The organism is Streptomyces sp. NPDC059787, assembly GCF_042732315.1.
Classification (GTDB): domain Bacteria; phylum Actinomycetota; class Actinomycetes; order Streptomycetales; family Streptomycetaceae; genus Streptomyces; species Streptomyces atrovirens.
The window spans coordinates 43,068-67,770 of sequence record NZ_JBHWHX010000010.1; the positions used below are offsets into that span (position 1 = coordinate 43,068).

At 70.9% G+C, this 24,703-nt stretch carries 28 protein-coding genes; 12 read left to right on the plus strand and 16 right to left on the minus strand.

The annotated features are described in order from the left end of the window. Positions 1-93 precede the first annotated feature (93 nt). From mctP to nagB, 4 genes are all read right to left on the minus strand, one after another. A complete protein-coding gene (gene mctP, locus ACFV5H_RS11845) occupies positions 94-1,722 on the minus strand; it encodes a monocarboxylate uptake permease MctP (RefSeq protein WP_385051887.1) in 1,629 nt (542 codons plus the stop codon). Next, the gene (locus tag ACFV5H_RS11850) at positions 1,719-1,985 is read right to left on the minus strand and encodes a DUF3311 domain-containing protein (protein ID WP_385051889.1); all 267 of its coding nucleotides are present in this window, start codon (positions 1,983-1,985) and stop codon (positions 1,719-1,721) included. The genes mctP and ACFV5H_RS11850 overlap by 4 nt, the downstream gene beginning before the upstream one ends. 205 nt (positions 1,986-2,190) lie before the next feature. Beyond that, positions 2,191-2,955: a GntR family transcriptional regulator gene (locus ACFV5H_RS11855; protein ID WP_385051892.1), complete on the minus strand. Its 765-nt coding sequence runs from the start codon at positions 2,953-2,955 to the stop codon at positions 2,191-2,193. 157 nt (positions 2,956-3,112) lie between these two features. Continuing rightward, positions 3,113-3,898: a glucosamine-6-phosphate deaminase gene (gene nagB, locus ACFV5H_RS11860; protein WP_385051895.1), complete on the minus strand. Its 786-nt coding sequence runs from the start codon at positions 3,896-3,898 to the stop codon at positions 3,113-3,115. 485 nt (positions 3,899-4,383) lie between these two features. Between nagB and ACFV5H_RS11865 the strand changes: the two genes are divergently transcribed. Further along, positions 4,384-5,859 (plus strand): sensor histidine kinase, encoded by a 1,476-nt coding sequence (locus ACFV5H_RS11865; protein WP_383455794.1) that lies wholly within the window; start codon positions 4,384-4,386, stop codon positions 5,857-5,859. A 175-nt stretch (positions 5,860-6,034) separates the two neighbouring features. Here ACFV5H_RS11865 and ACFV5H_RS11870 read toward each other — a convergent pair whose 3' ends face one another. Together ACFV5H_RS11870 and ACFV5H_RS11875 are read right to left on the minus strand one after the other, a co-directional pair. Beyond that, positions 6,035-6,292, minus strand: coding sequence for a WhiB family transcriptional regulator (locus ACFV5H_RS11870; protein ID WP_030219886.1), 258 nt, complete (start codon positions 6,290-6,292; stop codon positions 6,035-6,037). A gap of 318 nt (positions 6,293-6,610) precedes the next feature. After that, complete coding sequence (locus ACFV5H_RS11875; RefSeq protein ID WP_385194319.1) at positions 6,611-7,579, minus strand: diacylglycerol/lipid kinase family protein; 969 nt, start codon at positions 7,577-7,579, stop codon at positions 6,611-6,613. Positions 7,580-7,694: 115 nt separating this feature from the next. On the opposite strand from ACFV5H_RS11875, the gene ACFV5H_RS11880 reads away from it, so the two are divergent. Continuing rightward, entirely contained in the window at positions 7,695-8,138 is a 444-nt protein-coding gene (locus ACFV5H_RS11880; protein ID WP_385194321.1) for a hypothetical protein, read from the plus strand. 288 nt (positions 8,139-8,426) lie between these two features. Here ACFV5H_RS11880 and ACFV5H_RS11885 read toward each other — a convergent pair whose 3' ends face one another. From ACFV5H_RS11885 to ACFV5H_RS11895, 3 genes are all read right to left on the minus strand, one after another. Continuing rightward, entirely contained in the window at positions 8,427-9,566 is a 1,140-nt protein-coding gene (locus ACFV5H_RS11885; RefSeq protein WP_385194323.1) for an RNA polymerase sigma factor SigF, read from the minus strand. Between the two features lie 17 nt (positions 9,567-9,583). After that, complete coding sequence (locus ACFV5H_RS11890) at positions 9,584-9,997, minus strand: anti-sigma regulatory factor (protein WP_004925829.1); 414 nt, start codon at positions 9,995-9,997, stop codon at positions 9,584-9,586. A gap of 258 nt (positions 9,998-10,255) precedes the next feature. Then, the gene (locus ACFV5H_RS11895; RefSeq protein WP_385051908.1) at positions 10,256-10,516 is read right to left on the minus strand and encodes a UBP-type zinc finger domain-containing protein; all 261 of its coding nucleotides are present in this window, start codon (positions 10,514-10,516) and stop codon (positions 10,256-10,258) included. A gap of 60 nt (positions 10,517-10,576) precedes the next feature. Between ACFV5H_RS11895 and ACFV5H_RS11900 the strand changes: the two genes are divergently transcribed. Beyond that, on the plus strand, positions 10,577-12,169 hold the full coding sequence (locus ACFV5H_RS11900) for a Na+/H+ antiporter (RefSeq protein WP_385194325.1): 1,593 nt from the start codon (positions 10,577-10,579) through the stop codon (positions 12,167-12,169). A gap of 199 nt (positions 12,170-12,368) precedes the next feature. On the opposite strand, the gene ACFV5H_RS11905 is transcribed toward ACFV5H_RS11900, so the two are convergent. The 3 genes from ACFV5H_RS11905 to ACFV5H_RS11915 all read right to left on the minus strand — a co-directional run bounded on the left by ACFV5H_RS11905 (position 12,369) and on the right by ACFV5H_RS11915 (position 14,443). Beyond that, complete coding sequence (locus ACFV5H_RS11905) at positions 12,369-13,289, minus strand: 1-aminocyclopropane-1-carboxylate deaminase/D-cysteine desulfhydrase (RefSeq protein ID WP_385194328.1); 921 nt, start codon at positions 13,287-13,289, stop codon at positions 12,369-12,371. Next, positions 13,286-13,711, minus strand: a complete 426-nt coding sequence (locus ACFV5H_RS11910; protein ID WP_385051916.1) for a DUF6010 family protein — start codon at positions 13,709-13,711, stop codon at positions 13,286-13,288. The genes ACFV5H_RS11905 and ACFV5H_RS11910 overlap by 4 nt, the downstream gene beginning before the upstream one ends. A 141-nt stretch (positions 13,712-13,852) precedes the next feature. Beyond that, on the minus strand, positions 13,853-14,443 hold the full coding sequence (locus ACFV5H_RS11915) for an N-acetylmuramoyl-L-alanine amidase (protein WP_385051919.1): 591 nt from the start codon (positions 14,441-14,443) through the stop codon (positions 13,853-13,855). Positions 14,444-14,736: 293 nt separating this feature from the next. Here ACFV5H_RS11915 and ACFV5H_RS11920 point away from each other — a divergent pair, with 293 nt between their 5' ends. From ACFV5H_RS11920 to ACFV5H_RS11960, 9 genes are all read left to right on the plus strand, one after another. Continuing rightward, on the plus strand, positions 14,737-16,143 hold the full coding sequence (locus tag ACFV5H_RS11920) for a family 2B encapsulin nanocompartment shell protein (RefSeq protein ID WP_385051922.1): 1,407 nt from the start codon (positions 14,737-14,739) through the stop codon (positions 16,141-16,143). A gap of 190 nt (positions 16,144-16,333) precedes the next feature. Further along, positions 16,334-17,389, plus strand: a complete 1,056-nt coding sequence (locus tag ACFV5H_RS11925) for a family 2 encapsulin nanocompartment cargo protein polyprenyl transferase (protein ID WP_385051976.1) — start codon at positions 16,334-16,336, stop codon at positions 17,387-17,389. 190 nt (positions 17,390-17,579) lie between these two features. Beyond that, positions 17,580-18,194, plus strand: a complete 615-nt coding sequence (locus ACFV5H_RS11930; RefSeq protein WP_385051924.1) for a GNAT family N-acetyltransferase — start codon at positions 17,580-17,582, stop codon at positions 18,192-18,194. Positions 18,195-18,371: 177 nt separating this feature from the next. Beyond that, entirely contained in the window at positions 18,372-18,908 is a 537-nt protein-coding gene (locus tag ACFV5H_RS11935) for a hypothetical protein (RefSeq protein WP_385051979.1), read from the plus strand. 139 nt (positions 18,909-19,047) lie between these two features. After that, positions 19,048-20,736, plus strand: a complete 1,689-nt coding sequence (ctaD, locus tag ACFV5H_RS11940; protein ID WP_385051982.1) for a cytochrome c oxidase subunit I — start codon at positions 19,048-19,050, stop codon at positions 20,734-20,736. A 3-nt stretch (positions 20,737-20,739) separates the two neighbouring features. Continuing rightward, positions 20,740-21,267, plus strand: coding sequence for a hypothetical protein (locus ACFV5H_RS11945; RefSeq protein ID WP_385051926.1), 528 nt, complete (start codon positions 20,740-20,742; stop codon positions 21,265-21,267). Positions 21,268-21,400: 133 nt separating this feature from the next. After that, a complete protein-coding gene (locus tag ACFV5H_RS11950; protein WP_385051929.1) occupies positions 21,401-21,985 on the plus strand; it encodes a dihydrofolate reductase family protein in 585 nt (194 codons plus the stop codon). A gap of 26 nt (positions 21,986-22,011) precedes the next feature. After that, positions 22,012-22,236: a hypothetical protein gene (locus ACFV5H_RS11955; RefSeq protein ID WP_385051932.1), complete on the plus strand. Its 225-nt coding sequence runs from the start codon at positions 22,012-22,014 to the stop codon at positions 22,234-22,236. 9 nt (positions 22,237-22,245) lie between these two features. Beyond that, positions 22,246-22,473: a hypothetical protein gene (locus tag ACFV5H_RS11960; protein ID WP_385194330.1), complete on the plus strand. Its 228-nt coding sequence runs from the start codon at positions 22,246-22,248 to the stop codon at positions 22,471-22,473. Here the strand turns inward: ACFV5H_RS11960 and ACFV5H_RS11965 are convergent. From ACFV5H_RS11965 to sodN, 4 genes are all read right to left on the minus strand, one after another. Further along, entirely contained in the window at positions 22,470-23,213 is a 744-nt protein-coding gene (locus ACFV5H_RS11965) for a VOC family protein (RefSeq protein ID WP_385194332.1), read from the minus strand. The genes ACFV5H_RS11960 and ACFV5H_RS11965 overlap by 4 nt on opposite strands. A 29-nt stretch (positions 23,214-23,242) precedes the next feature. Beyond that, the gene (locus ACFV5H_RS11970; RefSeq protein ID WP_385051942.1) at positions 23,243-23,674 is read right to left on the minus strand and encodes a VOC family protein; all 432 of its coding nucleotides are present in this window, start codon (positions 23,672-23,674) and stop codon (positions 23,243-23,245) included. A gap of 9 nt (positions 23,675-23,683) precedes the next feature. Beyond that, on the minus strand, positions 23,684-24,106 hold the full coding sequence (locus ACFV5H_RS11975) for a helix-turn-helix transcriptional regulator (protein ID WP_385051944.1): 423 nt from the start codon (positions 24,104-24,106) through the stop codon (positions 23,684-23,686). Between the two features lie 150 nt (positions 24,107-24,256). Further along, the gene (sodN, locus tag ACFV5H_RS11980) at positions 24,257-24,652 is read right to left on the minus strand and encodes a superoxide dismutase, Ni (protein WP_004983535.1); all 396 of its coding nucleotides are present in this window, start codon (positions 24,650-24,652) and stop codon (positions 24,257-24,259) included. Positions 24,653-24,703: the final 51 nt, after the last annotated feature.

The window sequence follows — 24,703 nt, forward strand, 5'->3', positions numbered from 1 at the left end:
GCCCTTTAGTTGTGGTGTGTTGTGTTATTTTTTTACGCCAACGCGGCGGGCGGCCGTTTTTCCCCGGGGCCCCGTCGTCGTACGTCACAGGCGTCAGTGGCTGCTGCCCGCCGTGGCCGGCGGAAGCTCCACCTGGACACCGGGGTCGCCCGCGTCCGCCGTGTAGTCCTGCGGCTTGGTCTCGTCGATGCCCTCGGGCGCCTTGACGGCCCGCATGACGAAGGTCAGGACGACCGTGACCAGGACGTTGAGCACGAACGCGGTGAGGCCGATGTAGCCGATCTCCCCGATGCCCGGGATCTCCTCCGACGACCCGCCGAAGTGCTTCTGTGTCGGCGAGGCCACCCCGTACGCGGCGGCCGTGCCGTAGATCATGCCGACCGCCCAGCCGCCGATCAGCGCCCAGCGGTGGAACCAGCGGGTGAACAGGCCGCCCACCAGCGCCGGGAAGGTCTGCAGGATCCAGATGCCGCCGAGGAGCTGGAAGTTGATCGCGACCGTCTTGTCCATGGTCAGGACGAAGACCAGCGCGCCCACCTTCACCAGCAGGGACACGATCTTGGAGACCTGGGTCTCCTGCTTCGGCGTCGCGTCCGGCTTGATGAAGTCCTTGTAGATGTTGCGGGTGAACAGGTTCGCCGCCGCGATCGACATGATCGCCGCCGGCACCAGCGCGCCGATGCCGATGGCCGCGAAGGCCACGCCCGCGAACCAGTCCGGGAACATGTCCTCGAACAGCTGCGGGATCGCCAGCTGCCCGTTGCTGACCTTGACCCCGGCCGCGATCGCCATGAAGCCGAGCAGCGCCAGCAGGCCCAGCATCAGGGAGTACAGCGGCAGGATCGTGGTGTTGCGGCGGATCACCTCACGGCTGCGCGAGGACAGCGTCGCCGTGATCGAGTGCGGGTACATGAACAGCGCGAGCGCCGAGCCGAGCGCCAGCGTGGCGTACGTCCACTGGCCCGCCTCGCCCGGCACCAGCGCACCGCGTGGCGCGCCCGTGGCCGGGTTGGTCTGGCTGTACGCCTCGCTCGCCTTGGCGAAGATCTCGTCGAAGCCGCCCAGCTTGATCGGGATGTAGATGATCGCCACCGCGATCACGATGTAGATCAGCGTGTCCTTGACGAACGCGATCAGCGCGGGGGCCCGCAGACCCGACGAGTACGTGTACGCCGCCAGCACGCCGAAGGCGATCAGCAGCGGCAGGTCCTTGACGAACCAGTTGGTGTCCTCGCCGCCGCCGACACCCATCACGTCCAGCACGGCCTGGATGCCGACCAGCTGGAGCGCGATGTACGGCATCGTGGCCAGGATGCCGGTGACCGCGACGGCCAGCGACAGCCCCTTCGAGCCGAACCGGCCGCGCACGAAGTCGGACGTCGTGACGTAGCCGTGCTTGTGCGACACCGACCACAGCCGGGGCAGGAAGGTGAAGATCAGCGGGTACACCAGGATCGTGTACGGCACCGCGAAGAAGCCGGCCGCGCCCGCCGCGTAGATCGCCGCCGGTACGGCCACGAACGTGTACGCGGTGTACAGGTCGCCGCCGAGCAGGAACCAGGTGACCCAGGTGCCGAACGACCGTCCGCCCAGGCCCCACTCGTCGAGGCTGTGCTCGTTCTCGGCCTTGCGCCAGCGCGCGGCCATGAACCCCATGGCCGTGACCAGCAGGAAGAAGAAGATGAAGACGGCGAGTGCCACGCCGTTCACGCCGTCGTTCACTGCGACGCACCGCCCTTCGAGGCCGAGCGGGCGCGCTGGTCACGCTGCCAGAGCTTGTACGCGATCATCGTCAGGGCGGTGGAGACCAGCACCCACAGCATCTGGTACCAGTAGAAGAACGGGATGCCGATGAACGTCGGGTCGGTCTTCGCGTAGGACCCGACCCACAACATGGCAACGAACGGTGCGACGAGACAGAGGGCGATGACGACGCGCACGGGCGTCACCACCGGCCCTCCTGTGGTTTCTGGGGCTTGTGACATCAGACGGTTCCCGTCCCCTCACTGATCACCGGCATCAATGCGCGGAAATGTAGGTCAGGGCGTAGCACGGTCGTAACCCCTCGTCCGCATAGCGGTATCCAGGCGCCGCTCAACCGAGAGGCAACAGCAACGAAAACCTTGTCAACCGCCCGCTTCGTCGGGTTTTGCGAGCCGGCTCAGGGCCCGGTCCGAGCCTGCTGCGGGCTCAGTCCTGGGGGCGCTTCAGGCGCGCGACGAACTTGTACCGGTCGCCCCGGTACACCGACCGCACCCACTCCACCGGCTGTCCGTCCCGGTCCCGCGAGTGCCGGGACAGCATCAGCATCGGCAGACCGACGTCGGTGCCGAGCAGGCCGGCCTCGCGCGGGGTGGCCAGGGACGTCTCGATGGTCTCCTCGGCCTCCGCGAGATGGACGTCGTACACCTCGGCGAGGGCGGTGTAGAGGGAGGTGTACTTCGTCAGGCTGCGGCGCAGCGCGGGGAAGCGCTTGGCGCTCAGATGGGTGGTCTCGATGGCCATCGGCTCGCCGTTGGCCATGCGCAGCCGCTCGATGCGCAGCACCCGCCCGCCGGCCGTGATGTCGAGCAGCCCGGCGAGCCGGTCGTCGGCGGTGATGTAGCCGAGGTCCAGCAGCTGCGAGGTGGGCTCCAGACCCTGGGCTCGCATGTCCTCGGTGTACGACGTGAGCTGGAGCGCCTGGGAGACCTTGGGCTTGGCGACGAAGGTCCCCTTGCCCTGGATGCGTTCGAGGCGCCCCTCGACGACCAGCTCCGAGAGCGCCTGGCGCACGGTGGTGCGCGAGGTGTCGAACTCCGCCGCCAGGGTGCGCTCGGGCGGGACCGGAGTGCCGGGCGGCGCCGTCTCGGTCATGTCGAGCAGGTGCTTCTTCAGCCGGTAGTACTTGGGCACACGCGCGGTACGGACCGTGGTCCCACCCTCGTTCTCCGCACTGCTGACGTCGGTGCTCATGCTCTGCCTTCCCGGCTCCGGGTGCCGAAACGACCGACATCCCCATCGGCCGCGGCTGACATCGTGGCACGGCTCGGGACGGGGGTGTGCCCCGCACGCTCCGTGATCCCCTTTGTATACCCCTGGGGCGGGGGCTGGTCCAGACCATGGAGGGCGGTCAGATCCCCTGCCACTCCGGCTTGTTGGCGTAGGTGTGCCGGAAGTAGTCGGCGAGCTTCAGCTCGGCGGCGGCGGCCTCGTCGACGACCACCGTGGCGTGCGGGTGCAGCTGGAGCGCGGACGCGGGGCACACCGCCGCCACCGGACCCTCGACGGTCGCGGCGACCGCGTCCGCCTTGCCCTCTCCGGTGGCGAGCAGGACCAGGTGACGGGCCTCCAGGATGGTGCCGATGCCCTGGGTGATGACGTGGTGCGGGACCTGGTCGATGTCGCCGTCGAAGAAGCGGGCGTTGTCCACCCGGGTCTGCTCGGTCAGCGTCTTGATCCGGGTGCGGGAGGCGAGCGAGGAGCACGGCTCGTTGAACCCGATGTGCCCGTCCGTGCCGATCCCGAGCAGCTGGAGGTCCACGCCGCCGGCCCCGGCCAGCTCCCTGTCGTACGCCTCGCACGCGCCCTGTACGTCCTCGGCGGTGCCGTCGGGGCCCATGAAGGCGTCCATCCCGATCCCGAGCGGCTCCAGCACCTCGCGCCGCAGCACCGAGCGGTAGGACTCGGGGTGGTCGGCGGGCAGTCCCACGTACTCGTCGAGCTGGGCGATCCGCGCCCGGGAGGCGTCCACGGCGCCGGAGTCCACCTGGGCCGCCAGCGCCTGGTAGACGGGCAGCGGCGTCGAACCGGTCGCCACGCCCAGCAGGGCGTCGGGCTTGCGTCGCAGGAGCTGTGCCATGGCCCCGGCGATGAGCTCGCCGCCCGCCTTGGCGTCCGCAACGATGACAACTTCCACGGTGGGCCTGCCGATCTTGAGGAGGACTCGACTGGGGCCGGATCCGTGAGCACGGATCCGTGCGGTGGTGCAATGTGGTTTAGACCAATCTCAATCTAACAGAGCGGGCGCGGTGGCCGCGCGCCGAAATTGCCATGTCCGACCGGCCCCGTGGGGGAATCCCAGGGGTTAGGCTGCGTGACGGACGCCCGCGCGGCACCGATGGGACGAACGGCGTCCGACGCATTTACAGGGACAGTGGTCTAGTCCACAATGCGTAGTAGGGCACACCAAGCCTGCCTTCCCCGCACAGGAAGGCGGAACCGAGGAACCGGAGCTCTCTGCCCTGACTGCCCCGGCTCCTCGTCCCTCGGCCGACCGGGACCGCACACCCCACGGCCGATGTTGCTCCGGGCTGCGGTGCCGGGAGGGTTGAGGGTCCCTCTCAGGCGCCGCGGCCCGCGGGTGTTTCAGGCCCCCGCGGACCGCCGGGTACGCTCGCTGACGTGCCCTCCATGAACGAACTCGTACGCCAGCACACCGCCCTCGACGACACCGATCTCGAGTGGCTCCACCTGCTGGTCTCGGAGTGGCAGCTGCTCTCCGACCTCTCCTTCGCCGACCTGGTCCTGTGGGTTCCCACCCGCGACGGCACCCGCTATGTCTCCGTCGCCCAGATGCGGCCCAACACCGGCCCGACCTCCTACCAGGACGACATGGTCGGCCACCTCGTCCCGCGCGGACGCCGCCCGATGCTGGACGCGGCCCTGGACGAGGGCCGGATCGTGCGCGAGGGGGACCCGGAGTGGCGCGAGGAGGTTCCCGTACGGGTCGAGTCCATCCCCGTACGGCGTGAGGGGCGCGTCCTCGGGGTCATCGCGCGCAACACCAACCTGCTCACCGTGCGCACCCCGAGCCGGCTGGAGCTCACCTACCTCCAGAGCGCCTCGGACCTCGCACAGATGATCGCGGCCGGCTCCTTCCCGTTCGCGAACCAGCAGCTGGAGATGGACGCCTCGCCCCGCGTCGGCGACGGGCTGATCCGCCTCGACGCCGACGGCATCGTCCAGTACGCCTCCCCGAACGCCCTGTCCGCCTACCACCGCATGGGTCTCGCCGCCGACCTGGTGGGTCATCACCTCGGGCGGACCACCGCCGAACTGGCCCCTTCCCGCGGTCCTGTGGACGAGGCGCTGGCCAAGGTCGCCAGCGGCTGGGCGCCGCGCGAGTTCGAGATCGAGGCGCACGACGGGGTGATCCAGTTCCGGGCGATCCCGCTCAAACCGAAGGGGACGCGCATCGGTTCGCTGGTGCTGCTCCGTGACGTCACGGAACTTCGCCGCCGCGAACGCGAGTTGATCACCAAGGACGCGACCATCCGGGAGATCCACCACCGGGTCAAGAACAACCTCCAGACGGTGGCGGCGCTGCTGCGCCTCCAGGCACGGCGCATCGGGTCCGAGCGCGGCCGCGCGGCGCTGGAGGAGGCGGTGCGCCGGGTGGGGTCCATCGCGATCGTGCACGAGACGCTGTCCCAGAACCTGGACGAGCGCGTGGAGTTCGACGAGATCGCCGACCGCGTCCTCGCGATGGTCGCCGAGATCTCCCCGGGCAAGGTCACCGGCCGGCGCACGGGCCGCTTCGGCATACTCGACGCCGAGGTCGCCACCCCGCTGTCGATGGTGCTGACCGAGGTGCTGCAGAACGCCCTGGAGCACGGCTTCCGCGAGGGCGAGACCGGCACCGTCGAGGTGTCGGCGGTCCGCGGCGGCACCACGAAGGAGACCCGCCTGCTGGTCACCGTGCAGGACGACGGCGTGGGCCTGCCCGAGGGCTTCGACCCGCACACCGCGGGCAACCTCGGTCTGCAGATCGTACGGACCCTGGTGGAGGGCGAGTTGGGCGGCACCTTCGACATGGTGCCGGCACCGGAGCGGGGGACCAGGGTGATCCTGGACATCCCGGTGCAGTCGGACAAGTAGCGGGCCGTCCGGGCCAGTGGCGGGCCCGGGCGGGTCGCGGGCCCGGACGGCAAAGAGCCCCGGACCACTGAAAGCGGCCGGGGCTCTTGCTCGACTGCGCGCTGCGGCTCGGGGGCGGGAGATGCGTACGCGCCGTACGCGCCGCCAAGCTCAGGCTGTCAGCAGGGGTGGGTTGTCAGGCGGATGCCTGACGGGCCCGGTTGCGGGCGGCACGGCGCTTCATCGCGCGACGCTCGTCCTCGCTGAGACCACCCCAGACGCCGCTGTCCTGACCGGACTCGAGTGCCCACTGCAGGCAGCTCTCGATCACCGGGCAGCGGCGGCAGACGGCCTTGGCTTCCTCGATCTGCAGCAGCGCAGGACCGGTGTTGCCGATGGGGAAGAAGAGCTCGGGGTCTTCCTCGCGGCAAACGGCGTTGTGACGCCAGTCCATGGCTGCTACCTCTCCTAGGTATGTAATGCGATTGCTTGTGAATGTGAACGCTTTCACGAATCCCCCGACAAGGGAAGGGCCGACCGCCAGGTTCGCTGGCGTGGTCCTTGGGTTTGAAGAGGGGTTCCGGTGATCTGTGGAGGCCGGTGTTGCGGGCCGTCCCGATCGCCAAGAAGAGACTCGCAAACCTCGGCGGCGGATACAACCCCTTCCGGAAAGTTTTTTTTGATTCTTCGGTGTCGACTAGGTCACAGCCGTACTTCTATGGGGTGGATCCTGGCCTAAACGTTCGACTGAAAGGACTTTGGCCCTTTCTGCTCACACAATCACACGCAGTGCACGGCGTACGCCTGTGAACGTCACGCTGGTTCGCAGCCCCAGGTGGTCACCGTCCATCTGGAGGGGCAGTGGCACCTTCGAATGCAAGGTGAAGCGCGTCAGATCGTGCTGGGAGACCACATGCCTGCCGCGGGGTCCGCACTCCGGGGACGAAGTGAGCAACTGGGTGCCATACCGGGCAACCGCGGCGGTGGAGAGCCGGTGCAGACCGAAGAGATCGAGCGCCGTATCGAACGAGGCCTTAGGTGACGCGTAGATCGGGCGATTGCCGAGAAACGTCCACGGCGAGGTGTTCGAGACTATGGAGAGCGCCAGATCGGTGACCGGCTCCTCGTCCGGGTGCTCGAACGTGATCACCCCGTTCCGGCGGTGCGGATCGCCGAGCAGCTGGCGGACCACCTGGCGCATGTACAGCGCGTGGGTCGACTTCCTGCCGCGCTCCCGCTGCTGCTCCACCCGGCCGACCACACCGGCGTCGAAACCCAGCCCCGCGTTGAAGGTGAACCAGCGGGCCGGGACGGCCTCGTCGTCCGAGCCCGGCGTGCCCGAGGTCAGACCCAGGCCGACGGTGCGCTCGCGACCCTCGCGCAGCGCGTCCAGCAGGACGCCGGTGGCCTCCACGGGCTGGTTGGGCAGGCCCAGGGCGCGGGCGAAGACATTGGTGGAACCGCCGGGGACCACGGCGAGACCGGGCAGGTGCTCCGGGTCGGGCCCCGCGTGCAGCAGACCGTTGACGACCTCGTTGACCGTGCCGTCCCCGCCGAGGGCCACCACCAGGTCGATGTCGTCGCTCTGCGCGGCCTGCCGGCCCAGGTCGCGCGCGTGTCCGCGGTACTCGGTGGTGACCGCCTCCAGCTTCATCTCGCTGGCGAGCGCGTGGATCAGTACATCGCGCGTGCGCGCACTGGTGGTGGTTGCCGCCGGGTTGACCACGAGAAGTGCACGCATGACGTGCAGGGTACCTACTGAGCGGTACCGGGCCCAGACCGAGTCGGGGGCGGAGGGGGAGACGGGGCGTGAACCTCGACACGGGGGCGTGCGCGGCGAGGGCTACCCTTCAGGGGTGAGCAGCGAGCAGACCCCCACCACCACCCCGGACGCCACCGGCCCCCGCCCACGCCGTCTGACGTACGCCGCGGCCCTGGCCGCCCTGGAGGGGCTCGCGCTGGTGGCAGGCGGCGTGTGGATGTCGGTCCTCGCCCTCACCGGCGAGCCGGACGACCGTCAACAGGCGATCACCGGCGGCGTGACGCTGATCGTGCTCGCGCTGCTCCCGCTGCTTGCCGCGCGGGGGCTGTTCGCCCGGCGGAGCTGGAGCCGCGGCCCCGCCGTCATCACACAGATCATCGCGCTGCCGGTGGCCTACAACCTGCTGCGCTCCGACAGCGTGGCCATCCCGGCCGGAATCGCGCTCGCCGTCGTGTCCGTCACCGCGCTGGTCCTGCTGGTCAACCCCGAGACGACCCAGGCCCTCGGCATCCGGGGGCCCGGGAACGCCGAGAAGTAGCGCCCGCCCCCGGACCTTGCCGGGGTCACGGGGCCCGGCGCGCACTCCCCCGGAGAGGGACCCGCAGCGGTGTTGTCGTCGGCTGCCGATTCCCCTCATGCTCGGCTTTGCCCGCGCGAGGGACCCCTGCCGCGTCGACGTCCTCCTCGGCCTTGCAGCCGTACGCTCCCCACGCTCGACTGCGCCCGCGCGGGAGGGATCCCCACAGCCCTCGCCCGGCCCGGCTGCGAGGCGCCGTCACCCGGGGGCGGCCCGATCCGGAAGACAGGCCCCGGCGCCCGCGTCGGGTCACTCCTCCACGAGCAGCTTCTCCCGAAGCTGGGCCAGGGTGCGGGCCAGCAGCCGGGAGACGTGCATCTGCGAGATGCCGACCTCCTGCGCGATCTGCGACTGGGTCATGTTGCCGAAGAAACGCAGCAGCAGGATCCGCTTCTCGCGCGGCGGCAGGTCCTCCAGCAGCGGCTTGAGCGACTCCCGGTACTCCACGCCCTCCAGCGCCTCGTCCTCGGCGCCGAGGGTGTCGGCGACCGCCGGGGACTCGTCGTCGGTGTCGGGGACGTCCAGGGACAGCGTGGAGTACGCGTTCGCGGACTCCAGGCCCTCCAGGACCTCCTCCTCGGAGATGGCCAGCTTCTCGGCCAGCTCGTGCACCGTGGGGGAGCGGCCGTGGAGCTGGGACAGCTCCGCCGTGGCCGTGGTGAGCGCCAGCCGCAGCTCCTGCAGCCGGCGCGGCACCCGCACCGCCCAGCCCTTGTCGCGGAAGTGCCGCTTGATCTCCCCGACGACCGTCGGGGTCGCGTACGTCGAGAACTCCACGCCCCGGTCGGGGTCGAAGCGGTCGACCGACTTGATCAGCCCGATGGTGGCGACCTGGGTGAGGTCGTCCAGCGGCTCACCGCGGTTGCGGAAGCGGCGCGCGAGGTGCTCGACGAGCGGCAGATGCATGCGCACCAGGCGGTTGCGCAGCTCCGCGTACTCGGGAGTGCCGTCCTGCAGCGTGCGCAGCTCGAGGAACATGGCGCGCGCCCCGCTGCGGTCCTGCGGGTTGTGGTGCGCGTGCCCGCCCTGGGTGCCCGGAGCACCGGGGGCGCTCCGCGCGCCCCGGGCGGCGGGCGCCCGCGGCGCCTCGTCCTCGGCGTGTCGCTCGTGCTCGCTCATCGTCCCGCCCGTCGCCCTTCCCCGAGCGCTCGCCTCGTCCCCCGCTGCCGGCCTGGCCCTGGCGGGGGCACCCCCCTGGCCCGGAGCGACCCCGGCCGGCCCGGCCGCGGGCGTGCCCCGCGCGGCACCGCCGGACTGCCCGCCGCCCGGGACGACGGTCTCCGTGGAGTCGTCCTCCGGATGCGGCCGGGCCTGCTCGGGGATGCCGTCGATGCCGTCCGGCACGCGCTCGGCCGGCAGCTCCCGTGTGCCGCGTTCTTCGTCCCGCACCGGCCCGTCCTCGCTCCTCACGCCGGCCCGGGTCCCGCGCCGCGCTGTTTGTAGAGGCTGATCGACACGGTCTTGTCCTCGTCCACGGCGGAGGAGACCTTGCCCGCGAGCGCGGACAGCACGGTCCAGGCGAAGGTGTCCCGCGAAGGGGCGTGACCGTCCGTGGTCGGCGCCGAGACGGTCACCTCGAGCGAGTCGTCGACGAGCCGGAAGACACAGCTGAGCACCGAACCCGGCACGGCCTGCTGGAGCAGGATCGCGCAGGCCTCGTCGACCGCGATGCGCAGGTCCTCGATCTCGTCGAGGGTGAAGTCCAAACGGGCCGCGAGACCGGCCGTGGCCGTACGCAGCACCGACAGGTAGGCCCCCGCGGCCGGCAGCCGGACTTCCACGAAGTCCTGGGTCGCGGGCTCGCCTGCGATCTGGGACACCCTCACCTCCAAGGTGGTACAAGCGTTTCAGGGCCTGATTCGCCCCCGGGTAACGCGCTACGTGGTTCAGCGGTGACGCTATCGCGCTCTCGACGGTCCTGTCCCCGGGACCCCGACCCGTATGCTGTCACTCATAGTAAAACTATGAATACGCTCCGTGGCTAGGGGTCTGCGGCTCCCAAATGGGAAGAGCGCGCGCCGCATTGACGTACCCAGACGTCAGACGGTCGAACCGTCCGGCACCGGGGTCACTCCGGGTCACACCAGTACGTGGTCCACGAAGCACCAGCGCCAGTCCTCGCCGGGCTCATGGGTCCGCATCACGGGGTGGCCGGTTTCCCTGTGGTGTTCCGTGGCGTGCCGGTTCGGCGAGGAGTCGCAGCACCCGACATGGCCGCAGGTGAGGCAGAGGCGCAGCTGCACCGGATCGGTGCCGTCCCGCAGGCACTCCGGACACGTCTCACCGAGCGGGACGGGTTCCGGGTGCGGCAGCGCGCCGGCATGCGTGCACTGTTTCATGATTGCCAGATTACGACGCCCGCGCGGGGGGCCGCGCGGAAAAACGAGGGTGGGCCGGACATGGATGTGATGCCGCTGCTGTTGCTGGTGGCGGGCAGCGCCGCGATCGCCGCGGCCGCCCGGCGCACCCCGGTGCCGCCACCGCTGCTGCTGGTCGCCGCCGGGCTGGCGGTCAGCTACCTCCCCGGCGTCCCCGAGTACACGCTCGACCCGCACATCGTCCTGCCGCTCATCCTGCCCCCGCTGCTGCACACGGCGGCCACCGACAGCTCCTACCTCGACCTGCGGGCGCAACTGCGGCCGGTGGCGCTGCTGTCGGTGGGGTACGTGCTGTTCGCGACGTTCGCCGTCGGCTGGGTCCTGTACCTGATCGTGCCGGGCCTGCCGCTGACCGCGGCGCTGGTGTTCGGTGCCGTGGTGGCCCCGCCGGACGCGGTCGCGGCGACGGCGGTGGCACGCCGGGTGGGCCTGCCGTCCCGGATCACCACCATCCTCCAGGGCGAGTCCCTGCTGAACGACGCCACCGCGATCACCGCGTTCCGGGTGGCCGTGGCGGCCGCGGTCGGCGAGGGCGCGACCTGGGCCGGGGGAGTCGGCGAGTTCCTGCTCGCGGCGGTCGGCGGGCTGGCGGTCGGCCTGGTGCTGATGGCACCGCTGCACTGGCTGCGCACCCATGTGAAGGAGGCGCTGCTGCAGAACACGCTCTCCCTGCTGATCCCGTTCGTCGCGTACGCCGTCGCCGAGCAGGTGCACGCCTCCGGTGTCATCGCCGTGGTGGTCGTCGCCCTCTACCTGGGGCACCGTGCGTGGGAGGTCGACTTCGCCACCCGCCTCCAGGAGGACGCGGTGTGGAAGATGGTCGCGTTCGTCCTGGAGTCCGCGGTGTTCGCGCTGATCGGACTGCAACTGCCCGTCGTCCTGAGAGGACTCGGCGAGTACGAGGGCATCGACGCCGCCTGGTACGCGGTCGCCGTCTTCGTGGTGGTCGTCGTGATCCGGTTCCTCTGGGTGTACCCGGCGACCTGGCTGCCGCCGATGCTGTCGCCGAAGATCAGGGAACGCGAGGGGAGACCCGGCTGGAAGGCGCCGTTCGTCATCGCCTGGGCCGGAATGCGGGGTGTGGTCTCGCTGGCCATCGCCTTCTCGATCCCGGCCGCCGCCGAGGGCGAGGACTTCCCGCAGCGCAACCTGCTGCTCTTCCTGACCTTCACCACCGTCATCGGCACCCTGGTCGTGCAGGGACTGACGCTGCCCCCGCTGATCCGGGTGCTCAAGCTCCCCGGACGCGACGTGCGGGCCGAGACCCTGGCCGAGGCCAACGCCCAGGCACAGGCCTCCCGGATCGCCGAGCAGCGCCTGGACGAGCTGCTCGCCGACGAGCGCAACGCCCTGCCCGCACCGCTCGCCGAACGCCTGCGCACCGTCCTGGAGCGCCGCCGCAACGCCGTCTGGGAACGGCTCGGGCAGGTCAACCCGGTCACCGGGGAGTCGGTGGACGACACCTACCGGCGGCTGTCCCGGGAGATGATCGGCGCGGAGCGCGAGGTGTTCGTCCGCCTGCGCGACGGCCGCTACATCGACGACGAGATGCTGCGCACGCTGCTGCGCCGGCTGGACCTGGAGGAGGCGGCGGCCTACCGGGAGACGACCTAGCCGCCCGTGGCCTGCCCGGCGGACCGGGCCGGAGGAAACCGGCGGCGCCCCGCACCCCGGGCGAGCGGGGGCGAAGCCGGGCGTGGAGGAGTCGGCAACCGACGACAACGCCGCCGGACGGCACCTCCCACACCCTTTCGGGCAGTGGGAAAAGGGCGTGCCGGACCCCGCGTCTCCGGCATGATCCGCCGGACAGGCCCTAAGGGAAGGGCCGCCCGGTGATCACCGCGGCGATCGTGCTCCCGCGCGGGAACGCGTTCTCCTCCGCCAGGGCGACAAGGGCGTAAAGCAACTTGGCGACATAGAGACGTTCGACCGGGATGCCGTGGCGGTGCTCGAAGTCCTCGGCGAACGCGTCGAGTTCCGGGGGGACGCGGGCGTAGCCGCCGAAGTGGAAGCGGTTGTCGAGGCTCCAGTCGCCGCGCGGGCCGCCGAACGCCTCGCTCTGCAGGTCCCGTATGTCATCGGCCAGGAAACCGCCCTTGAGCACGGGTATGCCCAGCGCGCGCGTCCCGCCGCCGAGCCCGGCGGCCAGTCCGGCCAGTGTGCCGCCGGTGCCGCAGGCCACCGCCACCACGTCCGCCCGGCCGGCCAGCTCCTCCCCGAGCGTCCGGCAGCCGCGCACGGCGGCGGGGTTGCTGCCGCCCTCGGGCACGACGTACGCGTCCTCGGCGTCCGCCGCGCGGAGCACGGCCGCCAGGGTCTCCGGCTCGGTCTTGCGGCGGTACGCCGACCGGTCGACGAAGTGCAGCCGCATCCCGTCGGCCGCGCACCGGGCCAGCGAGGGATTGAGCGGGCGGCCGACGAGTTCCTGCCCGCGCACCACGCCGACCGTGCGCAGGCCGAGCAGCCGGCCGGCGGCGGCCGTGGCGCGCAGATGGTTGGAGTACGCGCCGCCGAAGGTGAGCACGGTCCGCCCGGCCGCCTCGTCGAGGTTCGGCGCCAGCTTGCGCCACTTGTTGCCGACCAGCTCGGGGTGGATCAGATCGTCCCGCTTCAGCAGGAGCCTTACCCCGTGCCGCTCGAACCGCTGATCCGTGACCTCCCGCAGCGGGGAGGGCAGCCGCGGGCGCAGGCCCGCGAGGGCGTCGCGGGGGTCGGAGGTGTCGGAGCCGGTCACCGGGCCATTGTCGCCCGCGGCTCCTCGCGGCCGCGGCCGCGGTCCCGGAACATGCCGATCAGGGAGGGACCGCCCCGCAGGCACCACAGCGCGATCACCGGGTCGCAGATCGCGCAGCCCAGGGACGACGTGTGGGCGAACGGGACGATGGGGTTGCCCTTGACGTGGTGGACGACGTCCCACGCGGTGTGCAGCAGCCAGCCGACGCCGATGAACGTCCAGGAGTCCAGGCCGCGGAACGCGACACAGGTGACCAGCGCCGTGAAGGCGAACTCCCAGCCGCCCAGCCCGCCGCCGCTGAGGTAGGCGGCGCCCGCACCGGCGACCATGAGGGCGTTCAGGCGCCGCCGGTGCGGTTCACGGACGAGGGACATCAGCAGGGCGTAGAGGACACCGATGCCGACCGGGGCGACGTACTGCATGGCGGGGCCTTTTCCTGGAACCGTCGGGGACGGTCCACCACGCTAGGAGCGGGCCGCCGCGGGCCCCAGGGGAGCGAGCGACAGTTTCCAACGGGTTGTCGCCAGTGAGGCCGTGCGCCGTCGCGCCCGCACGTCCCCGCGTCACTTCAACCGGTCGCCGATCCGTTTCCTCATGGAGCCCATCGTGAACCCGCGCGGGTCCACCTTCCCCGGCTGCCACTCCTTGTGCCCGATCACCGACCGCTCGTTCCAGCCGTGATGACGGCACACGGCGGCCGCGGCCTTCTCGATGGCCTCCAGCTGGGCCGCCGGCCAGGGGTCCTCGCCGTCGCCGAGGTTCTCGCACTCGAAACCGTAGAAGTGCCGGTTGCCGTCGGTGTTCGCCTCGTTGTCCTTCGGCAGCGTCCTCTCGGCGATCACCGCGCGGAGCACGTCGTCGTCGCCGAGCCCGGCGTGGTTGGCCCTGCCGTAGCCGACGAGGTGGACCCGGCCGTCCTTGGTGATGACGCCGTGGCACAGGGGCCCGGGCAGCCCCTCGTAGCCCTTGCGGCAGATGTCGACCGTGCGGGCGCTGCCCTTGGTCACGGTGTGGTGGATCATCACGCCGTGGACCGGACCCCAAGGGCCCTTGTGGTTGCGGTTGTGGTCGCGCCAGTCACCGACCTCGACGACCGTGAGTCCTTCCGCCTTCAGAGCGCGCAGGAACGCGCTCGCGGACATGGGTGGGGCCATGACCGCCCTCCTTCGTGCCGGGCGGCGGCCGCCCTTCGCAACCGCTCGCTACCAGGCCTATACCTAAAAGGAGCGAGTTCAACTACTCGTCCGTCTCCTGTACGAGTCGATCCGGACAATTTCCTTCCGGTACGGCGCCGTCGAACAGACGCCCATGTCTGCCCAGTCCTCCCAAGATCCAATCCCGCTCGATCGGGTAATGGTGTGCGCACGCTGCGTGAGGAAGGCTTGATCGCGCAATGCCACGCCCGGCACGGCCGGGTGCGGGATCACCATTGGGGAGGGCATTCTCTATGTCGGTAGGCGAAGAGGTCCGCACGGAGCAGGCCGGGCAGCAGCAGAGCCTCGGTACCGCGGCCGCGCGGAACCTGGCCACCACGACCAAGTCCGTGCCGCAGATGCAGGAGATCAGCTCACGCTGGCTGCTGCGCATGCTGCCCTGGGTCGATGTGCAGGGTGGCGCATACCGTGTCAACCGGCGGCTGACGTACGCCGTGGGTGATGGCCGGATGACGTTCGTGAAGACCGGCGACCGCGTCGAGATCATCCCCGCGGAACTGGGCGAGCTTCCGGTGCTGCGGGGTTACGAGGACGACGAGGTGCTGACCGAGCTGGCCGCCCGCTGCCGGCAGCGGGAGATCGAGGCCGGACAGGTCGTCGCCTCCTTCGGCAGCCCGGCCGACGAGGTCTACCTGCTGGCACACGGCAGGGTGGAGCGGGTCGGCACCGGCCCCTACGGCGAGGACGAGTCCCTCGGAGTCCTCGCCGACGGCGCCTACTTCGGCGAACAGGCGCTGCTGGGCGGGGACGCCATCTGGGAGTACACCGCCCGCACCCTCACCGCCTGCACCGTGCTCGTGCTGCCGCGCGAGGCCGTCGAACAGGTCGCCGAGCGGTCGGACACCCTGCGCGAACACCTCCGCCGGCGGCTCACGGTCCCCGGGCAGCGCACCAACAAGTACGGCGAGAAGGAGATCGACCTCGCGGCCGGCCACAGCGGGGAGCCGGACATCCCGCACACCTTCGTCGACTACGAGGCCAGGCCGCGCGAGTACGAACTCAGCGTCGCCCAGACCGTGCTGCGCATCCACACCCGCGTGGCCGACCTCTACAACCAGCCCATGAACCAGACGGAGCAACAGATCCGGCTGACCGTCGAGGCGCTGAAGGAGCGCCAGGAGCACGAACTCGTCAACAACCGCGACTTCGGCCTGCTCCACAACTGCGAGTACGACCAGCGGATCCAGCCGCACAACGGCGTACCGAGCCCCGACGACATGGACGAACTGCTCAGCAGGCGGCGCGGGACCGGGCTGCTGCTCGCCCACCCGCGCGCGATCGCCGCTTTCGGCCGCGAGCTCAACAAGCGGGGACTCGTTCCCGAGACCATCGACATGGGCGGCAACCGCATCCCCACCTGGCGGGGAGTGCCCATCTACCCGTGCAACAAGATCCCGGTGACCGAGGCCCGGACGACCTCCATCATCGCCCTGCGTACCGGAGAGGAGGACCAGGGCGTCATCGGACTGCGGGCCGCCGGCATCCCCGACGAGATCGAGCCGAGTCTGTCCGTGCGGTTCATGGGCATCAACGAACAGGCCATCATCAAGTACCTGGTCACGGCCTACTACTCGGCCGCGGTCCTGGTACCGGACGCGCTCGGCGTCCTGGAGAACGTCGAGATCGGCCGTTGGCGATGACCTGCCGCAGGCTCCCGCCCCGCACGCCGTGTCCCCGCCCGCCCGGACGGGTACACCTCGGAGGTACGCGCTCGACGGGTGCGGAAGCGCCACACCTCCGCTCCTCCACCGAGCCGGTCCCAGGGGGAAGTCGATGACGGAGTCCATCACGGAGCCGAAGACGGGGCTTACGACGGAGAACACGACCGAGATGCCGGCCGTGCCGGAGCAGCGGCCCGGTGACGGGCACGAGGCGACGATGCTGCTGGAGCGGGCGCGGGCCGCGGTCGACCCGGTGCTGCGAGCCGCCCTCGGCTCGCTGCCCGGCCCGATGCGCCGCGTCGCGCTCTACCACTTCGGCTGGGAGCAGGCGGACGGCACCCCGGCCGGGGGCGGTTCGGGCAAGGCGATCCGCCCCGCCCTGGTGCTCGCCGCGGCCTCCGCCCTGGGCGGGCCCGTGGCCCGGGCGTCCGCCGTACGGGCGGCTGCCGCCGTGGAAGTGGTCCACAACTTCACGCTGCTGCACGACGACGTGATGGACCGGGACACCACCCGTCGCCACCGGCCCACCGCCTGGACGGTGTTCGGGGACGCCGACGCGATCCTCGCCGGGGACGCCCTCCAGGCGCTCGCCCTGCGGCTGCTCGCCGAGGACCCCCATCCGGCGGCCTCGGCGGCGGCGGCCCGGCTCGCGGACTGCGTGGTCGAGCTGTGCGCGGGGCAGCACGCCGACACGGCCATGGAGCAGCGGGACCCCGGCGAGGTCACCCTCGCCGAGACGCTCGCCATGGCCGAGGCCAAGACCGGCGCCCTGCTCGGCTGCGCCTGCGCGATCGGGGCGCTGTACGCGGACGCCGGGGAAGCGGACGTGGCGGCGCTGGACGGGTTCGGCCGGGAGGCGGGACTGGCGTTCCAGCTCATCGACGACGTGATCGGCATATGGGGCGATCCGCGCCGCACAGGCAAGCCGGCCGGCGCGGATCTGGCCGCCCGCAAGAAGTCGTTGCCGGTGGTCGCCGCGCTCACCTCCGGCACCCCGGAGGCCGCGGAACTCGCCGCCGTGTACGCGACACCGCATCACGAGGAGGACGACCTGGAGGAGATCGCGCTGGCCGTGGAGCGGGCGGGCGGCCGGGACTGGGCGCAGGCCCAGGCGGCCGACCGGATGGCCCGGGCGATGCAGGAAGTGGCCCGCGCGGTGCCCGATCCGGAGGCGGCGGGCGGGCTGTTGGCCCTGGCCGAGTTCGTGACACGGCGCACCACCTGACGGCCCGCCGGCCGTCACCCCGGCCCCGGCGCCACGGTGCCGTGCGGTTCCTGACCCCGCACGGCACTGTGGCCCCGGCCCGGCGGGTCCCGCACTTCCCCACGATGTGCGGGGCCCGCCCTTCCCGCCCCCGTCCCGCACTAGGCTCAACGTCCGTAAGTTCAGGGATGGTTGAGGCGAAGGGGCGGACATGGGCGTGGCGATCCGGACGGCTGGGGACGGAGACCGGGGGCTGATCGTCCGGCTCCTGGACGAGGCGTTCCAGGACGACCCGGTCAGTGGCTGGGTCTTCCCCGGCGACGAGTACCGCCGTACGACGCACCACAGGCTCATGGCGGCCTTCACCGACGTCGTGCTCGCCGAGGGGCGTGTCGACCTCACCGAGGACGGCTCGGCGTGCGCGCTGTGGATGTCCGTACCGGCGGACGACCCCGGGCACGGCGGGGAGCGGCGGGACGACGACGATTTCGCGCGGATGCGCCGGGCCGTCGACCCGGACAACGAGCGGGTGGAGCTGATCGGCCGGCTCACCGCGGGCGTCCACCCCTCGGGACGGGCCCACGCGTACCTGTGGATGATCGGCGTGACACCCGGCCGCCAGGGCGAGGGGCTCGGCACCGCGCTGATCGGCTCCGTCCTCGACCGTTGCGACCGGGAAGGGCTGGCGGCGTACCTGGAGGCGAGCAGCGAGCGCAGTGCCCTGCTGTACCGGCGCCTCGGCTTCGAGCCGGCCGGTGAGCCCCTGGCCCTCCCGGACGGCCCGTACATGTGGCCCATGTGGCGCGAGCCCCGCACCACCGGCTGACGGACCGGCCGGTCCGGGCCCGGGGAGCCGGCCGTCGGCGGGTCCGGGATCCCGAAAGGGACGTTCGGCCCTGGCCGTTGGCGCGCGTCCGGACTTCACTGGCTCGCGGGTGGCGCCCGCCGGCCGTACCGAGGGATCCGGCGGGTGTCGGACGACGAGGCCGGCGGGGGCGTGACGATGACAACGACGGGCGACGACGGCGCGACGGGCGGGAACATCGCGGTGGTGGGGCACGCCGACCTGACCCCGGACACGCTCCTGCTGGTGGAGTCCGTGTTGCGGACCCGGCTGGCGCGGCGGACCGCCCCGGCCGTGGCCATGGTGCGCCCCGGCGCGGGAACGCCATTGGCGTCCGGCCGGGCCGCGCGGGCGTCGGGGTGCCCGCTGGCCGTGGTGATCCCCACGCGTATCGGGGTGCCCGCCCTGCCGCCCCGGCGGGACCGGATGGCGGCCGGCGAACTGCTGACCCTCGCCGACGAGGTGCGCCTGCTGACCTACGACCCGGTGGACCGCGACTCCTGCGTCGGCGCGGACGAACGGCTCGTCGCCTCCAGCGGTCTCCTCCTGGCCGTCTGGGACGGTTCCCCGTCCGACGGCCGCGACGCCACCGCCCACCTGGTGACCTACGCCCGCGCCCGGGGTGTCCCCGTGGAGATCGTGTGGCCCGCGGGGGCGGCCCGGGAAGCACCGTCGGCCCTCCGCGCGGAGGGCTGACGGCGGGAGCAGGGACCATTGGCCCCTGCCCGCCAGTCCTCGCAGGGACCCTTCGACCCATGCGGACCCCTCTCCCCGCCGTCGATCATGGGCGCGCGGAACAGCCAGGGGAGGAAGACGTCCGGTGGACGAGATACGCATGGAGAAGGTCAGAGCCGCGGAGGACGGACGGCCCCGTCCGGTGCCGCCGTCCGAAGGGACCGCCGCCGGGGCACCCGCGGTGCGCCGGGCCGCGTGGGTGGACTGGCTGACCACCACCGACCACAAGAAGATCGGCACGCTGTACCTGGTCAGCGCGTTCGTGTTCTTCGTCGTCGGCGGGGTCATGGCGCTGATGATGCGCGCGGAACTCGCCCGGCCGGGCCTGCAGATCATGTCGAACGAGCAGTTCAACCAGGCGTTCACGATGCACGGCTCGATCATGCTGCTGATGTTCGCGATGCCGCTGTTCACGGGCTTCGCGAACTGGATCATGCCACTGCAGATCGGCGCGCCGGACGTGGCGTTCCCGCGGCTGAACATGCTGGCCTTCTGGCTGTTCCTGTTCGGCTCCTCGATCGCCGCCGCCGGTTTCCTCACCCCGGGAGGAGCCGCCGACTTCGGCTGGTTCCTGTACGCCCCGCTGTCGAACGCGGTCTACTCACCGGGCGTCGGGGCCGACCTGTGGATCATGGGCGTGGCCCTGTCCGGCTTCGGCTCGATCCTGGGCGCGGTCAACTTCATCACCACGATCATCTGCATGCGCGCACCCGGTATGACGATGTTCCGCATGCCGATCTTCACCTGGAACGTGCTGCTGACGGCGCTGCTGGTGCTGATCGTGTTCCCGGTGCTGGCGGCGGCGCTGTTCGCGCTGGAGTGCGACCGGAAGTTCGGCAGCCACATCTTCGACTCGGCCAACGGCGGGGCGCTGCTGTGGCAGCACCTGTTCTGGTTCTTCGGCCATCCCGAGGTGTACATCCTGGCGCTGCCGTTCTTCGGCATCGTCTCCGAGGTGATCCCGGTCTTCTCCCGCAAGCCGATGTTCGGCTACATGGGTCTGATCGGCGCGACCATCGCCATCGCCGGCCTGTCTGTGACCGTATGGGCGCACCACATGTACGTCACGGGCGGTGTGCTGCTGCCGTTCTTCGCCTTCATGACGATGCTGATCGCGGTGCCCACGGGCGTGAAGTTCTTCAACTGGATCGGCACCATGTGGAAGGGCTCGCTCAGCTTCGAGACCCCGATGCTGTGGACGCTGGGCTTCCTGACCACCTTCCTCTTCGGTGGTCTGACCGGTGTCATCCTGGCCTCGCCCCCGCTGGACTTCCACGTCTCCGACACCTACTTCGTCGTCGCGCACTTCCACTACACCGTCTTCGGTACGGTCGTGTACGCGATGTTCGCCGGATTCCACTTCTGGTGGCCGAAGTTCACCGGCAAGATGCTCGACGAACGCCTCGGGAAGATCACCTTCTGGACGCTGACGGTGGGCTTCCACTTGACCTTCCTGGTCCAGCACTGGCTGGGCGTCGAGGGCATGCCCCGCCGCTACGCCGACTACCTCGCCGCCGACGGCTTCACCGCCCTGAACTCCCTGTCCTCCATCGGGTCGTTCCTGCTCGGACTGTCGATCCTGCCGTTCCTCTACAACATCTGGAAGACGGCCAAGTACGGCGAGCCGGTCGGCGTCGACGACCCCTGGGGTTACAGCCGCTCCCTGGAATGGGCGACCTCCTGCCCGCCCCCACGGCACAACTTCACCACCCTGCCGAGGATCCGCAGCGAGTCCCCGGCGTTCGACCTGCACCACCCCGAGATCACCGCACTCGAATCGGCGAGGTGAGCCGTGCCGCAGCCCGTACTGGCGCTGGGGTGCGCGGTGGTGACGGCCGCCGGATCGGTCTGGTACCTGCCGGCCCTCGGCGACCTGCGCGCCGGAGCCGACCGGCCGCTGTCCCGCCGTACGGCGGCGCTCGCCTGCCTGGCCGCCTGGGGCACGCTCGGGGCGGTCGCCCCGGTGCTGCTCGTGGCCACGGTGTGGTGGATGCCGGCGGCCGTGGCGGCCGTGGGCGGCGCGGCCGCCGCCGCCCTGCGCATCCGTGCCGCGGTGCGGCACGCGGATGAGCAGCGGGAGGCGGCCCGGCAGTGGGCACAGTTGCCGCATGCCCCGCTGACCGCCGACGCCCACCGCTCGCGTGGCGCGGTCGCCGCCCTGGCCGTCGCCGGTCCGGTCGCGGGAGCGGCGGCCGCCGTCGTCCTCGGTGTGATCGTCACGGTCCCGGCCCTGGTCATGGGCCTCTTCCTGGTGATCGCCGTACGGCACACCCGTATGGTCCGCCGCACGACGGCGGGTCGCGGACACCACAGGCCCTAGGCGTCCGGACCGCCTGTATGCGGAATCCCCTCACCTACTTGTGCCTGATTCGGCAAACCCTCTTGCACCACTACAACTGAAGTACTACAACTGGAGTTGTTCAGACGAGGGCAGTCCACGGAAAGAGGCCGCGTTGCGAAAGCTCACGTACTACATCGCCTGCTCCATCGACGGCTTCATCGGGGACCCTGAGGGCGACGCGTCGGCGATGTTCGCCTACGTCGACGAGGAGTTCTTCGGATTCCTCGCGGCGGAGTACCCGGAGACCGTTCCGACCCACGGCCGCAGGCTGAGGAACATCGACGACCTGCCGAACAAGCGGTTCGACACGATCATCCAGGGCCGGGGCAGCTACGACCTGGCCCTGAAGGAGGGCATCACCAGTCCCTACGCCCACCTGCGCGAGTACGTCGCCTCCCGCACGCTGGGGGAGTCGCCCGACCCCAACGTCGAGATCATCGCGGACGATCTGGCCGGCCGGGTGCGCGCGCTGAAGGCGGAGGACAGCGCGTACGACATCTACCTGTGCGGCGGGGCCAGGCTCGCCGGCGAACTGGCCGACGAGATCGACGAGCTGATCATCAAGACGTACCCCATCGTGCAGGGCTCCGGCATGCCGATGTTCGACTCCGGCTTCGCGATCACGCAGTTCGCGCTGGAGTCGGTGCGCTCGTTCGGCAACGGTGTGCTGGTGCGGACGTACAGCAGGAAGCGCTGAACCCGCTCCGGGCCTACCCTGGGGGCATGGACAGCGAACAACCCGTCTGTCCCGCCTGCGGACAGCCGGTGGAGACGGTGGTCCGGCGCCACAAGACACTGGGCGCGTGGGTCCCGGTGTGGACGCACGGCCCGTGCCGCAACCCGAGGTGCCGGGAATCCCGCTCCCACGAAGCAGAACGGGAATCCCACTCCCACGAAGCGGAAACGGAAGCAGGGGAAGCCGTGAGCCGGGCACCCACCAAGCGCTAGCGTTGCGGCATGGGCGTGGTGGGGCGGTGGGGTGTGGGCATCTGGACGGCCGTCGTGATCGTCGGAGGCGGACTGACCCTGTGGCTGCAGGACGAGACCGAACCGCCGTCCCCGGCCGGCTGGGAAAGGGCGGACCCGAGCCCGGCCCCCCACCTCCCGAAGTGCCCGGTCCCCGAGCTGCCGCCGGACGTCGAGGAAGGCCCGGTGGCCGTCGTCTGCCCCGGCACCACCGGCTAGTCCGACCGGCGGGCCAGTCCGCCCGTTTCCGGATCACGGCCGGTCAGGCAGTACGTACCGCCCGCGGGGTCCCTCATCACCGTCCAGTGGCCGAACGCGGCCACGCACACCGCACCCAGCTCCTCGTGGAGCGCCCGGGTCGCCCCGATGTCGGCGCAGGCGAGGTCCAGATGGGCGGAGACCGGCCGTTCCTCCTCCAGCCGCTGGAGCAGGACGCGCACGGGCAGCCCGGCCGGCGGCCTGACCACATGGAACTCCGGGAGCGAACCGGGTGCCGAGTCCCAGCCGGGCAACAGCCCGCTCCAGAAGGCGACTTCGGCGTCGTAGCCGGACGGCGGAAGATCGAGGCACACCTGGTCCAGACGGCTGCCGTGCACGACGGGCGGCCGTGCCGACTCCCCCTGCCAGGGCACCGCGCAGAACGACTGCCCCGCGGGCGACCGCAGTGCGGCCCACCCCTCGTGCTCGCCGACCGTCTCCGCGCCCAGCCGCGACGCGTGCGCCACGAACTCCGGTACGTCGTCCACGGAGAAGTCGAGATGGGCGCCGCCCCCGCCCGAGGCGACCCCCTGAAGCTTCACGCAGGCGTCGGCGCCGTCCGCCAGCAGGGTGGCGAACTCCCCTTCGTCCCCCCGGACTTCGGAAAGCCGTGTGCCCGTGACCGCCGTCCAGAACTCGGCGGCCGGGGCGGCCTGAAGGGCGGGGCGGTCGATGAAGGCGTACGTCCAGCGGATGCTCATCGTCCGATCGTAGAGCGAGCGCTACGCCACTACTCGGCCCTGGGCCGTTCCATGAACCGCAGCATGTTCCCCGCCGGGTCACGGAACGCGCAGTCACGCATTCCGTACGGCTGGTCCACCGGCTCCTGGAGCACATCCACACCGGCGGCGCGGACGCGCTCGAAGAGGGCGTCGCAGTCGGTGGTGGTGAAGTTGACCCCGCGCAGCATGCCCTTGGCCAACAGCTCGGCCATCGCCTGCTTGTCACCGGGGGAGGCGTCCGGATTCGCGGCGGGCGGTTCCAGCACGATCTCCACGTCCGGCTGCTCCGGCGAGGCGACCGTCACCCAGCGCATCCCCTCGAACCCCACGTCGTTGCGGACTTCGAGACCGAGCACGTCACGGTAGAAGGCCAGCGCCTTGTCGTGGTCGTCGACGGCGATGAAGCACTGGGCGAGCCGTACGTCGTTTCCTGTGTCCATGCGCCCACGCTAGAAGGTTTCGCTCGGATCGACACGCGCCCGGCCCCGGACCGGCCGGGTGTACATCCGCGCCACGCACGGCGGAACGACCGCGCTCTCCTCGTGCGACCGGGCCCGGTACGCGCTCGGCGTCTCCCCGACCAGCTCGGTGAACCGCGAGCTGAACGACCCGAGCGAGGTGCAGCCGACCGCGAGGCACACCTCCGTCACCGTGAGATCGCCCCGCCGCAGCAACGCCTTGGCGCGCTCGATGCGCCGGGTCATGAGATAGGCGTACGGCGTCTGCCCGTACGCCTCGCGGAAGCTGCGCTGGAAGTGTCCGGCCGACATCAGCGCGGTCCGCGCCAGCTCCGGGACGTCGAGCGGCTCGGCGTACTCCCGGTCCATCCGGTCCCGGGCCCGCCGCAGCCGCACCAGATCCTCCAGCTCCATCCGCCCAGCATCCCACGGCCCGCGTGACCGCGGCAGCCGTCCCGCATACGCCGAAGGGCCCCGGCCGCAGAAACGGCACGGAACCCTTCGAAGTGTCCGCGAACCCGCGACGGCGCACCGATCGCCGGTCGTCGCGCGGGTCGGGCCGGGTCAGGCCTTCTTGGTCTCCCAGAAGATCTTGTCGATCTGGGCGATGTAGTCCAGCGCCTTCTGGCCGGTGGCCGGGTCCGTGGACGCCTTGGCGGCCGAGAGGGCCTTCAGGGTGTCGTTGACCAGCTGGTGCAGCTCCGGGTACTTCTCGAAGTGCGGGGGCTTGAAGTAGTCGCTCCACAGCACGGAGACGTGGTGCTTCGCCAGCTCGGCGCGCTGCTCCTTGATGACCGTGGCACGGGCCTGGAAGTGCGGGTCGTCGTTGCCGGCCATCTTCTCCTGGACGGCCTTCACCGACTCCGCCTCGATGCGGGCCTGGGCCGGGTCGTACACGCCGCAGGGCAGGTCGCAGTGGGCGCTGACCTTGACCTTGGGGGCAAACAGGCGGGAAAGCATGGAGCGTTTCCTTCCTCGTGATCGTCTTCTCACACTGGACATTACTCCGTG